Origin of the sequence: Synechococcus sp. H70.1 (assembly GCF_047502705.1) — a bacterium.
In the GTDB taxonomy this organism is placed as follows: domain Bacteria; phylum Cyanobacteriota; class Cyanobacteriia; order Thermostichales; family Thermostichaceae; genus Thermostichus.
Genome location: NZ_JANSIV010000161.1, coordinates 5,475 through 17,104, shown reverse-complemented (window position 1 = coordinate 17,104; position 11,630 = coordinate 5,475). Strand labels below are relative to the sequence as shown.

Sequence of the window (11,630 nt, the reverse complement as noted above, 5' to 3'; positions counted from 1 at the left end):
CCCCCGGCTGAGATCAGCCCCTTTTCTCCCCCAATCCTGCCCACCCTGCCCCCACTTCAGGCCAGTTCCCCCCTGGCAAGCCCAACACCTCCTGCAGAGCCAGGGGAAAATCGCGGGAGCTCCGCGGACCTGGAAGCAGAGCTACGGGAAGTTCGTCAGCAGGTGATCCAGCTTTTGGTTCGAATTGAAGAGTTGGAGGCACAACTGCAGCAGCTGTCTTCCCTAAGAGCTGCTCCTGTGCTGCAGCAGGAGTCTTCTACTGCTGCTGAGGTTACCCCCGGGGAAGCAGAGGTCCCCCTTCCTACCACTTTTCAGGTGGGAACCCGCACCATTAGCTTGCCAGGGGATCTGCTCTTTGATTTTGACAAGGCTGAGATTCGGCCGGAGGCGGCTTCTCTGCTGGCGGAAGTGGCCAAATTGCTCCAGGAAATGCCCGGTGCCCGCGTCCAAGTCAACGGCCACACCGACAACATTGGCTCCTTGAACTACAACCTCGATCTTTCCCTGCGCCGCGCCAACGCTGTCAAGGACTATTTGATGAACCTACTGCCGAAAGACCACCCCGTTCGTTGGACAACCTCTGGCTTTGGCCCCACCTTGCCTGTGGCCGACAACAACACGGAGGTTGGGCGCCAGCGGAACCGCCGCGTAGAGCTGGTGATTGCCCCCTAGCAGCAGATCCCTCAAAAGGGGTGGAAGACACCCCCACGAAGGTAGGGTAGGAGGGTCTTGGTTAATCGGGTACAATCCCAGGGTAAGACATCCCCTGCCCACTGGTGGAGGGACTACAAAATCTTCTTCTGCGTCAGTATAGGTGCGTGTCACAATTGCGCTGGGCCATCCCTGCTGAGGGAGAGGCAGGCAATTTCCAGATTTGGAGTGGGGTGCAATTTGAGTGGGGCGGAGATTCAGTCGGAGGAAAAACGGGTCTTTGCGCTGAAGGTTGACACGACTTTGGAGGCCCTAGGTGAAGTTTTGACCTGGTTTGAGTCCTTCCGCAACGCTGGTATTCCAGATCCCATCTGGTTAGAGTGCCAGTTGGCCTTGGCAGAAGGATTTACCAATGCGGTTCGCCATGCCCATCGCGCACTGCCCCCCAGTACGCCCATCGAGATTGAGTTGGTTCTGCTGCCCCAGGGACTAGAGCTGCGCATCTGGGATCAAGGGCAGGAGTTCGACTTGGAGGGCTTTGCCCAAAACCTGGCAGCCAACAGGCCCCCCAACGCCGAATCTGAGGGAGGACGGGGCATTTTGCTGATGAAAGCTCTCTCCACCCACTTGAGCTACACTCGCCAGGCGGATGGCCGCAATTGCCTGCTGATTAGCAGGCGCTTCGACGATCCCGGCTGCACTTCCCAGCAGGCCGTCTAAGCCAATAGGCCAGCACTCAACTGGCGAATGGCCGAGCTGGCCACGTCGCTGTAGCGCAGCTCGCCAGCCAGGATTTGACCCATGCGCCGGGTGGCTCCCGGTCGCTTGACGCCAACTTGGTAGCCTAGGCTAGGAAAGCGGTAGAACAGCGCCGCAATCCGCTTGGCCCAGCGCATCTCAGTGCCCCACTCCTGGTGCACGCGGGCGGAGTAGTTGGCCAGGGCTTGGGGATCCCCTGCCAAGGCTTGGTCGATGGCCTGTGCCGCCAGCATACCGGTGAGGAGGGAGGGGCGGATCCCTTCGGCAGTAAACGGATCCACAACGCAGGCGGCATCTCCCACTAGGAGCGCATTTTGGCTGTGCAGGGGTTGATCCCCGTCCCAAAGGCAGATGGGATGGCCAAAGTGCTTGACCGATTTTAGGTCAATGCCAAAGTTGCAGGCATACTGACTGGCTATTTCCCGCAGGTTTTGTTTCTGGCCACCCCGAAAGGTGCCGGCCCCGATTGAGTAGCCGTCCGCCTTGGGGAAGTTCCAGATGTAACCATTGCTTACGCTGCCGAAGTCAAAGTGAGCAGCGGCAGTTGGCGGCTCTGGGACAGCCACTTCCGCCTCCAGGGCAGCAGCCAGGCGGCACTGGCGACTGCGGAAACCCAGCCACTTTGCCATCAAGCCCTTGGCCCCATCCGCCCCAATCACATAGCGGCCCCAGACCGGCCCGGCAGGCGTCATCACCTGCCAGCGGTCACTCTGCCACTCAAGGCCAGCAGCGGCACATCCCGCCCAGAGGGTGGCCCCTTGCTTCTGCGCCTGCTGGATCAGGTAGGAGTCGAAAACCTCCCGCCGCACCATCCACACCGGCTCTTTTAGATCCAGCTCGACAACCACCGGATCCCCCCCCCGCCAGGTGTAGCGAATTTGGCGAATCTTCAGCGAAATGGCGGGGCTAAAGTCAAAGTCAAACCAGGCTGCCACAGCAGGAGAGACACCGCCGCCACAGGGTTTGTAGCGGGGCAGGGGATCCTTTTCCAGGACCAGCACCGAGCGCCCCCGCTTGGCTAGGTGATAGGCGGCAGCTCCACCGGCAGGGCCAGCACCGACAATGACGCAGTCATACACATAGGACATGGCTCGACCTCCCTCCTGGGAAACGCCGCAGCGGGGAAAGGGGTGTTGCACTGGGATCCCTAGGTGGCTTTAGGCAGTGGGCGGATTTTCTGCCGGGTTGTTACAGCGATACACCTTAGCCCCCACACTGCGCAACTTTTCGTCAATGGCTTCGTAGCCGCGGTCAATGTAGTGGAGCCCGTAGATGGTGGAGCAGCCCTCAGCTGCCAGGCCAGCCAACACCAAGGCCGCCCCTGCCCGCAAATCCGTAGCCACCACCGGTGCTCCTGACAGCGACGGCACGCCCCGGACAATGGCCACCCGGTTCTTCAGCCGAATGTCCGCGCCCATGCGGTTGAGCTCAGGGATGTGGTGCATCCGGTTTTCAAACACTGTCTCCTCGATGGTGCAACTGCCCTCGCTCAAGGCAGCCAAAGCCATGATTGGTGCCTGCACATCGGTGGGAAAACCTGGGTAGGGCAGGGTCTGGATATCGGTTGCCTGGCAAATCCAGCCTGAGGGGAGTTGAGCCGGGGCAATGCGCAGCCGGTTGGAGCCCTCTTCCTCCACCCGCAACCCCATCTCCCGCAGCTTGGCAATCACCGCTCGCAGGTGATCCGGAATCACCGGCCCAACCGTGAGCTCAGAGCGAGTAATGGCTCCGGCAATGAGGTAGGTACTGGCCTCGATGCGGTCAGGAATGACGGTGTACTCTGTGCCATGCAGACGCGGCACCCCCACCACCACAACTGTATTGGTGCCTACACCACGGATGCGAGCTCCCATCGCCTGACAAAAACGGGCCAAGTCTGCTACCTCTGGCTCTTGAGCGGCATTTTCAATCACCGTTTCTCCTTCGGCCAGCGTAGCAGCCATCATCAGGGTTTCGGTAGCACCAACGCTGGGATAGTCGAGGTAGATGCGGGTTCCCACCAGCTTGCGGGCATAGGCGTGGACTACACCGTGCTCAATCTGAACCGTTGCTCCCAACGCCTGCAAACCCCGCACGTGCAGATCCACCGGCCGAGAGCCAATGGCGCAACCGCCCGGCAGGGGCACCCTGGCCACTCCCAGCCGCGCCACCAACGGCCCAATGATAAGGAAACTGGCCCGTAGCTGGCTGACCAATTCATAGGGAGCCTGGCAAGTCTTCAGGGAGCTGGCGTCGAGGTCAAGGATATTGCCGACATGGGACACCTTGACCCCTAGAGCAGTCAGGATCTGCCCCATACGTTCGATGTCTAGCAGGCGTGGCACGTTGTGAATTCGACAAGCAGCAGGGGCCAAAAGGGATCCGGCCATGAGAGCTAAAGCCGAGTTTTTCGATCCCCCAATGGGAATGTGGCCGCTCAGGGGCTGCTTGCCGACAATTTTGAGAACCGGCCCCCTCATCTCTGACGAGGTTGCCACACCCGTTGAGGCCGGCCACAGATTAGGCTCCAAGAACCCCGCTTGGCTAGTACAAGGGGATGCTTCGTTATCTCTCAATCTTCCTCCTCACCCAGAAAAGATAGGCAAGCCCTTCTCAGAGAATACTCTGGGGATCGCAGCAGCGGCTAAACTCGCAGACCCAAACCGGCAGTGAGGAAGGAAGAGAAGTTCCCATAGCCCTTATCCTAGGAGTGGCATTATTAGCTAGGCCACTTCCCCAAATGCGGGCTCTCAGCGCGGGCGGCTGGGTTTAAGCCAACGGGGGAAAGCGGTAGCATGGGTAGTGGTGAGAATCTCTTGCAAGAAAAACAGGAAGGAGATCCCTGATGACTGCAACTCACGTTTCTGCCGAAGAACTGTTTCGGGCTGCCTATGAAAATCGCTACACCTGGGATCCCGAGTTTCCAGGCTATAGCGCGGAGGTTACCTACTGGGATGGGAAGCGCACTTTTGTGGGGCAGGTGCGGGTGGGGGCAGACTTGAAAGCCACGGTGACGGGTGTGGAAGATGAAGAGGCCCGGAAAGCCATCCAAGAGCAAATGTGGGAGATTGCTGTCCACCGGGTGCGCCGCAGCTTTGCTGAAGCCCACGGTCAAAACACGTTTCGCTACGGCCAAATCCTGCCGGATGGCTCAGTGGAGATCCTGGTGGGAGGTAAAGCTGAAGGGGATCGCTACCACGTGCGCGACAACCAAATTACCATGGTACACCGGCATATTCACGGCGTGGTGGTTACCATTCACACCTTCAGCAGCCATGACACCGGCGAAGGCTACCTCTCCCACCGCTATGACTCTGTCTACCACGACGCTAAGACCGGTGAGCAAAAGGGTGGGCGCAGCCAATTTGAAGATCTCTACACCAAAGTAGGCAAGTACTACCTCCTCTCGGAGCGGCGCATTCAAACAGAGACGGAAGCTGGCGTTGTCGAGAAGCGCTTTAGCTTCAGTAACTTTGCGTTGCTGGATGCCGGCGCCTGACTGGCCAAGCGACCACAAACTTTTTAATTTTTTTGTGGCAGCGACAACCTCCTTAGAAGAAGGAGGATTCTGGGCTATGCTTTGAGTGTTCCCCCCCGCCCTTTGCCATGGACAGGACGACGGTGAAACCCCATCCAGATTCCGAAGCCCCCAGTGAGGCTCCCAAGCTAATTCTCCGCCCGGCCCAGCTGGGGGATCTGGAGGCGGTGGAAGAGATTTTGGCGCAAGCCTTTGAGGAAGAGTACGGCAGCCGCTCGGTGGACATTCGTCGCCAACTGCGGCGGCTGCGCCAGTGGTACGGGCTCCTGAGAACCCTCAGCCTGTTTCCTAACCGCTTCCAGCACATGTTTACCGTGCATGTGGCGGAGCTGGAGGGCAAAATCCAGGGAGTCATTCAAGTGTCTCCTTTTAACCATTCCCGCAGCACCTGGCGAGTGGATCACATTGCGGTGGCGCCTTCCGCCCAGCGTCAGGGAATCGGGTCTAAGCTGCTCAGACATTGCATGGAGCACTTTCGCGAGGCCCGTACCTGGATCTTGGAGGTGAATACCCACAACAAGGGGGCGATAGCCCTCTACCGGCACAATGGCTTCCAGCCCCTGGCCCAGATTACCTACTGGTCAATTCCGCCTAAGATCCTGGCCGCCCTCAGCCAGCACGAGCCCAACCTGCCCAACCTAGTGCCAGTAACCAACCGGGATGCCTACGCCATCTACCAACTGGATACGGGATCTATGCCGGCCACAGTGCGCCAGGTGTACGACCGCGACGTGAGCGATTTTCGCACCAGCCCGCTGGATTGGCTCTTGGAGCAGGCCAAGTGCATCATTAGCCAAACAGAACGGGTGGAGATGTGTGTCTATGAGCCCGAGCGGAGAACTGCCATTGGCTATTTCAACCTCAAGCTGGATCGGACGGGGCAGCAGCCGCATGTGGCCAAGCTCACGGTTCACCCTGCCTACACCTGGCTCTACCCCGAGCTCATGGCCAAGATGGCCCAACTCACCCAAGCCTATCCATCCCAGGCCTTGGCCTTGGCCTCCACCGATTACCAGCCGGAACGAGAGGAGTTCTTGCTCAAGCTGGGAGCCCAGGACGTGGAGCGAACCCTGTTGATGTCGCGCTCGGTGTGGCACAAGGTGCGGGAAGTCCGTTCCCCCTGGTATAGCGAGTATCTCAGCATAGTGCTCCAGAAATTGCCGGTGAAACAGCCGGTGCCAGAACGCTTTGAGGAGCTAGCGGGAGGCTGGCTGGAGCCTCCCTTTCCTTCTCTCCACCCAACTGCGCCGGATCCCAACGCCGGGCCGGGGTGCTCCAGGGATCCGCAATCGGAAGCGCCTCCCCCTCCCAGCTAAAGTTGCAGCTGGCACCTATGAAGCTCTATGAAGATAACCCAGCTGGGGATCCCTCTTGGCGGATGTTGCTCCAGGCGGCCCTGCACCGCAACCGCAGCGATCCCGGTGTACGCTATTTGCAACTGGCTACAGTGGATCCCCAGGGGCATCCGCGTAACCGCACAGTCGTCTTCCGGGGATTTTTGCGGGATACCGACCGCATCCAGTTGGCGGTGGACAGCCGCAGCGAGAAGATCCCTCAGATTGCCCACTGTCCCCTGGCCCAGATCTGCTGGTATTTCGCCAAAACGCGCGAGCAATTCCGCATTGCCGGGACTCTGGAGGCCATCACCGCCAGCCATCCAGATCCTGAGGCGCAGCAGTACCGACAACAGTTGTGGCAACAAATCTCAGAAAAAGGACGGCTGCTTTGGTTCTGGCCGGAACCCAAAGGCCCTCTTGCCCCCCCAGAAGCATTCATTGAAGAGCTGCCCCCCGAAAAGGCCTCTTTGCCGCCGCCAACATTTGTCCTACTGCTGTTGGATCCAACGGAGGTGGATCACCTGCAGCTCAAGGGAGATGCAATCTACCCTCAACGGCGAACCCTCTATGAGCGCAGCCCGCAGGGATGGCAACGCCGAGCAGTCAATCCCTAAAGATCCCAGCCGGCTTCAACCTGGGCAGGGGAGCCGTTTTTCCCTTGCTTCCCGAGAGAATATTGATGAAGAATAGATGTGCTGGCGCAGATGAACACTCTCCCACCCTCCAGAGCGACGCCATCCGACGGCAGCTGGAGCTCCCCTCCTGGGGGGTAAGTGTCCCTCAGCTTCTTTCTCCAGCCGATACCTAGGCTTCCTAGTTGCAGTACTTCTGATGTCTATTTCCGCCCTCTCATTGGCTAAGCGCATTGCCCAAGCTGTTGCTCCTCTTTTGACCGGCGAGCCCTTGTTGGCCAGAGCTTTGCAGGACAAGGTGCGCCAGGGATCCCTGGGGTTAGCAGCTACTTTGGTTTGGAGTCTGGTTGCGACTAGGGGGCTGGCAGCCCACCTGATGGCCACATCCCCACCCCCTTCCTCTAGGGAGGGAGGAGCCTCTTCTGTCCTAACCTCGCCAGCGGTTTCCCCTACCTCTGCCCGCACAGGGCCCTTTCGGGTTGGCAACCGCACCCCTCATCCAATTCGCCTCGTGATTTTGTTGCGCAGCAGTAGTCGGCTGACCAACCCCGAAACAGCTCACTGGGATTTTGCCCCTGGCGAAGGGGGCAGCCAGGGTTTGCTGCTGAGCTTGGGGGAGGAGCCGCTGCAGATTGGCCCTGGCGATATTGTGGTAGCTTTTACCCTGGATGGGACCCGCCGCTACTGGGGTCCCAATGTGGTGGGAGAGTCACTGGCACCCTTTTGGGATGAGGAAAGCGGCTCCTGGTCGATGATCTTGCAGCCCTAGAGAGGGGGAAGCGCTTCCCCTCCAGCCCACTGCCAGCAGAGCCAGCCCAGCCCCACCAACAGCGCCGTTAACCCATAGAAGCACCCCACCACCTGCACCTCCGACCAGCCGCTCAACTCCAGGTGGTGGTGCAAGGGGGACATGCGCAGCAGCCGTTTGCCTTGGCCGGTTTTGCGTTTGGTGTACTGGAAGTAGCCCACCTGCAGGATGACTGACAGGGCTTCCACCACCAAGATCCCGCCCATCCAGGCTAGGGCCCAGAGCTGATCCCCCAGCAGGGCCAGCCCCGCCAGAGCGCCTCCCAAGCCCAGGGATCCAGTATCCCCCATAAACAGGCGGGCCCGGTGGTGGTTGTGCACCAGAAAACCCAGGCAGGCACCGCTGAGGGCAAAGGCCAGGAGAGCCAACACCGGATCAGGAGCGGTTAGCCCCAGCCCTGCCAGGAGGAGGGCCACCACCCCTGCCGCCAGGCCGTCCATGCCGTCGGCGAGGTTGACGGCGTTGTTGGTTCCCACCAACACAAACAGAGCCAAGGGCCAGAACAGCCAGCCCAGGGAGAGGGGGCCTATTCCCGGCAGGGTGAGAACCGTAGGGATCCCTTGCCAAGCTAGATAGCCGCAAAAAGCCAGGCCAATCCCAACTTGGAGCAACAGCTTCGCTTTGGGGGACAACCCCTTGTTGGAGCGCTGCCGGATAACCAGCCAATCATCCAGCCAGCCAACCAAGGTGTAGGCCAGAGTCAGCAGCGCCACCGCCAGCCACTGGGGATCCCAGCCGCTCCCGATGCCAGCTACCAGCAGCCCTACGGGCAAAAAGCTAAGGCCCCCCATGGTTGGTGTGCCTGCTTTTTTGTAGTGGGACTGGGGCCCCTCCTCCCGGATGACCTGTCCTGCCTTCCAGCGCCGCAAGGCTGGGAGAAGCAGGGATCCCAGCCCAGCCGATCCCACCGCACTTAGCCCAAAGGGAAGGAGCACCTGGGGCCGGCTTCCGATGACCACGGCCGAGAGAGTCAGGCCCAGAACCCAGGAGAGGGCCATTCCTCCCCAGGCCGCCTCTTCCAGGTGGGGAAGGGTATCCGCATCCATTCTTTCTGAACCCCTCACACCCTCAACCTCCAGCCCAACTCCTCAAAAAACTCCGGCAGGAGAGCCTAAGAAAACTCTACCCTGCCGGAGGGCCAGAGGCGAAGGATCCCCTAGTAGGGCCACTTCCAGTTGCGCACCTCCGGCAGATCCTCGCCGTACTTGCAGATGTACTGCTTGTGCTCCACCAGCTTGTCGCGAATGAGCTGCTGGAGGTGATCCCGCCGGTATTTGAAGCGCTCCACCCGCTCCAACACATCGTTGGCCAGGTTGAAGCGATCCACCTGGTTGAGGACGCACATATCAAAGGGAGTGGTGGTGGTGCCTTCCTCCTTGTAGCCGCGCACATGCAGGTTGTGGTGGTTGGGACGGCGGTAGGTGAGGCGGTGAATTAGCCAAGGATAGCCGTGGAAGGCAAACACGATGGGCTTGTCGGGGGTGAAGATACTAACAAACTCCTTGTCGCTGATGCCGTGGGGGTGTTCGCTGGGCGGCTGCAACTTCATCAGGTTCACCACGTTCACCACTCGGATCTTGATGTCCGGCAGGTGCTGCCGCAAGAAGTCCACCGCCGCCAGGGTTTCCATCGTCGGCACATCGCCACAGCAGGCCATGACCACATCCGGCTCCGAGCCCTGATCGTTGCTGGCCCACTCCCAGATCCCCAGGCCCTGGGTGCAGTGCTTGATGGCGGCATCCATGTCCAGGTACTGCAGGGCCGGCTGTTTCCCCGCCACAATGACATTGACGTAGTGGCGGCTGCGCAGGCAGTGGTCGGCCACCGAGAGCAGGGTGTTGGCATCAGGGGGCAGGTAGACGCGGATAACATCGGCCTTTTTGTTGACCACGTGATCCAGAAAGCCGGGATCCTGGTGGCTAAAGCCGTTGTGATCCTGCCGCCACACGTGGGAGGTGAGCAGGTAGTTGAGGGAGGGGATGGGCCGCCGCCAAGGGATGTGGCGAGAGGTTTTCAACCACTTGGCATGTTGGTTAAACATCGAGTCCACCAGGTGGATGAAGGCCTCGTAGCAGGAAAAGAAGCCGTGGCGGCCTGTCAACAGGTAGCCCTCCAGCCAGCCCTGACAGACGTGCTCGCTTAGGATCTCCATGACCCGTCCGTTGGGGGAGAGGTGCTCGTCGTAGTCGTAGATAGGCGCCACCCAAGTGCGGTCACTGGCCTCAAACACAGCGTCCAGGCGGTTGGAGGCAGTTTCGTCGGGGCCAAAGAGGCGGAAATTGTGGGGGTTAAGCTTCATCACATCTCGCAAAAACTGCCCCAGCACCTTGGTGGCCTCCGCTTCCGTAGTGCCAGGGCGCGGGACGTCCACTGCATACTGGCGGAAATCTGGCATTCTCAGCTCCCGCGTCAGCAAGCCGCCGTTGGCATAGGGAGTGGCGCCCATGCGCTTTTCCCCCTTGGGGGCCAGCTCCTGCAGCTCGGGGAGCAAGCGGCCGTTTTCGTCAAAGAGCTCTTCCGGCCTGTAGCTGCGCAGCCACTCTTCCAGGAGCTTGAGGTGCTCCGGGTTCTTGGCCAGATCCGCCAGCGGTACCTGGTGGGAGCGCCAGAAATCCTCTACTTTTTTGCCGTCCACCTCTTTGGGGCCTGTCCAACCTTTGGGGGTGCGCAGGATGATCATCGGCCACTGCGGACGGGTAGGATCCCCTTTGCTGCGGGCGTGGTGCTGGATTTCCTGGATCTCGTGGATGACGGTGTCCAAAGTGGCGGCCATCAACTGGTGCATCTGGGCTGGCTCAGAGCCCTCGACAAAGTAGGGTTTGTAGCCGTAGCCCACAAACAGGCTTTGCAGCTCTTCACGGCTAAGGCGGCCCAGAATGGTGGGGTTGGCAATCTTGTAGCCGTTGAGGTGGAGAATGGGCAGCACCGCCCCATCGTGGATGGGGTTGAGAAACTTGTTGGAGTGCCAGGAAGCAGCTAGGGGGCCAGTTTCTGCTTCTCCATCCCCCACTACGCAGGCCACCAGCAAGTCGGGATTGTCGAAGGCTGCCCCAAAGGCATGGGCCAGGGCATAGCCCAGCTCCCCTCCCTCGTGAATGGAGCCAGGGGTTTCCGGAGCTGCATGGCTGGGTACGCCGCCGGGGAAGGAGAACTGCTTGAAGAGCTTGCGCAGGCCTTCAGCGTCCTGGGTGATGTTGGGGTAGAGCTCGCTATAGGTGCCTTCCAAGTAGGTGTTGGCCACCAGGGCAGGGCCGCCGTGGCCGGGGCCAGTGATGTAGAGGATGTTGAGGTTTTCCCGCTTGATGATGCGGTTGAGGTGGACGTAGATAAAGTTCAGCCCTGGCGTAGTCCCCCAGTGCCCCAAGAGGCGCGGCTTTATGTGTTCTGGCTTCAAGGGCTCCCGCAGCAGCGGATTGTCCATCAAGTAGATCTGCCCCACTGACAAGTAGTTGGCAGCCCGCCAGTAGGCGTCGATTTTGCGCAGTTCGTCGTCAGTGAGCGGTTTTGTCGAGAGCTGTTCTGCCAAAACCATAGGTGCACCCCGTAGGTATCTCTACTCCCATGGTGAGCCAGGTTGGGGCGTAGGCTTGGGGATCTTGGGATTCCTTTGGATTTGGGAGATGGGGTGAGGGTTGACAAGGGCGGGCCTAGGTAGAGCTGCAGCATTTTGCCCATGACCATTAGATACTCTCCCTGAGGGGCACCCCTCACCCCCAACCCCTCTCCCTGAGGGAGAGGGGAGTTAGGGATCGATGTGACAAACCTATTGTTGAATAAGCCCAGGGAGATTACCCAGCAGCGAGGAAGCGTTGAGCAAAAGTTGGCATCATCCGGCGTTGGGTTAGTCTTGCTCAAGCGGCAGGTATCTTGTTACCACCACCAGGGCTTGAGGGGGGTGCCATCGGGGAAGATCAGGCCAGCAATGC

10 protein-coding genes are annotated in these 11,630 nt (G+C 60.0%); 6 read left to right on the top strand and 4 right to left on the bottom strand.

The genetic code is table 11. The features are described 5' to 3' along the window. Together NW827_RS10680 and NW827_RS10675 are read left to right on the top strand one after the other, a co-directional pair. Positions 1 to 672, top strand: a 672-nt coding sequence (locus NW827_RS10680; RefSeq protein ID WP_414503667.1) for an OmpA family protein, incomplete at its 5' end; no start/stop codon positions are given. A gap of 219 nt (positions 673 to 891) precedes the next feature. Beyond that, positions 892 to 1,371: an ATP-binding protein gene (locus NW827_RS10675; RefSeq protein WP_414503666.1), complete on the top strand. Its 480-nt coding sequence runs from the start codon at positions 892 to 894 to the stop codon at positions 1,369 to 1,371. On the opposite strand, the gene NW827_RS10670 is transcribed toward NW827_RS10675, so the two are convergent. Together NW827_RS10670 and murA are read right to left on the bottom strand one after the other, a co-directional pair. Beyond that, positions 1,368 to 2,498, bottom strand: a complete 1,131-nt coding sequence (locus tag NW827_RS10670) for a geranylgeranyl reductase family protein (protein ID WP_414403444.1) — start codon at positions 2,496 to 2,498, stop codon at positions 1,368 to 1,370. The two genes, NW827_RS10675 and NW827_RS10670, sit on opposite strands and share 4 nt — an antisense overlap. Before the next feature lie 69 nt (positions 2,499 to 2,567). After that, the gene (gene murA, locus NW827_RS10665) at positions 2,568 to 3,869 is read right to left on the bottom strand and encodes a UDP-N-acetylglucosamine 1-carboxyvinyltransferase (RefSeq protein WP_414403445.1); all 1,302 of its coding nucleotides are present in this window, start codon (positions 3,867 to 3,869) and stop codon (positions 2,568 to 2,570) included. A 365-nt stretch (positions 3,870 to 4,234) separates the two neighbouring features. On the opposite strand from murA, the gene NW827_RS10660 reads away from it, so the two are divergent. From NW827_RS10660 to NW827_RS10645, 4 genes are all read left to right on the top strand, one after another. Continuing rightward, complete coding sequence (locus NW827_RS10660; protein WP_414403446.1) at positions 4,235 to 4,888, top strand: DUF3386 domain-containing protein; 654 nt, start codon at positions 4,235 to 4,237, stop codon at positions 4,886 to 4,888. 122 nt (positions 4,889 to 5,010) lie between these two features. After that, on the top strand, positions 5,011 to 6,243 hold the full coding sequence (locus NW827_RS10655; protein ID WP_414403447.1) for an N-acetyltransferase family protein: 1,233 nt from the start codon (positions 5,011 to 5,013) through the stop codon (positions 6,241 to 6,243). 17 nt (positions 6,244 to 6,260) lie between these two features. After that, positions 6,261 to 6,878 (top strand): Npun_F5749 family FMN-dependent PPOX-type flavoprotein, encoded by a 618-nt coding sequence (locus NW827_RS10650; RefSeq protein WP_414403448.1) that lies wholly within the window; start codon positions 6,261 to 6,263, stop codon positions 6,876 to 6,878. Between the two features lie 217 nt (positions 6,879 to 7,095). Beyond that, positions 7,096 to 7,665: a hypothetical protein gene (locus NW827_RS10645; RefSeq protein WP_414403449.1), complete on the top strand. Its 570-nt coding sequence runs from the start codon at positions 7,096 to 7,098 to the stop codon at positions 7,663 to 7,665. On the opposite strand, the gene mraY is transcribed toward NW827_RS10645, so the two are convergent. Together mraY and NW827_RS10635 are read right to left on the bottom strand one after the other, a co-directional pair. Beyond that, complete coding sequence (gene mraY / locus NW827_RS10640; RefSeq protein ID WP_414403556.1) at positions 7,662 to 8,702, bottom strand: phospho-N-acetylmuramoyl-pentapeptide-transferase; 1,041 nt, start codon at positions 8,700 to 8,702, stop codon at positions 7,662 to 7,664. The genes NW827_RS10645 and mraY overlap by 4 nt on opposite strands. 158 nt (positions 8,703 to 8,860) lie before the next feature. Then, positions 8,861 to 11,236 carry a phosphoketolase gene (locus NW827_RS10635; RefSeq protein WP_414362600.1) on the bottom strand — a complete coding sequence of 792 codons (2,376 nt, stop codon included), beginning with the start codon at positions 11,234 to 11,236 and terminating at the stop codon, positions 8,861 to 8,863. Between the last annotated feature and the right edge of the window lie 394 nt (positions 11,237 to 11,630).

What these genes read in the sequence shown, in the direction of transcription:
- NW827_RS10670 (WP_414403444.1), bottom strand. Translation starts at nt 2,498, where the DNA reads ATGTCCTATGTGTATGACTGCGTCATTGTCGGTGCTGGCCCTGCCGGT.
- NW827_RS10660 (WP_414403446.1), top strand. Translation starts at nt 4,235, where the DNA reads ATGACTGCAACTCACGTTTCTGCCGAAGAACTGTTTCGGGCTGCCTAT.
- mraY (WP_414403556.1), bottom strand. Translation starts at nt 8,702, where the DNA reads ATGGCCCTCTCCTGGGTTCTGGGCCTGACTCTCTCGGCCGTGGTCATC.
- murA (WP_414403445.1), bottom strand. Translation starts at nt 3,869, where the DNA reads ATGAGGGGGCCGGTTCTCAAAATTGTCGGCAAGCAGCCCCTGAGCGGC.
- NW827_RS10650 (WP_414403448.1), top strand. Translation starts at nt 6,261, where the DNA reads ATGAAGCTCTATGAAGATAACCCAGCTGGGGATCCCTCTTGGCGGATG.
- NW827_RS10645 (WP_414403449.1), top strand. Translation starts at nt 7,096, where the DNA reads ATGTCTATTTCCGCCCTCTCATTGGCTAAGCGCATTGCCCAAGCTGTT.
- NW827_RS10635 (WP_414362600.1), bottom strand. Translation starts at nt 11,236, where the DNA reads ATGGTTTTGGCAGAACAGCTCTCGACAAAACCGCTCACTGACGACGAA.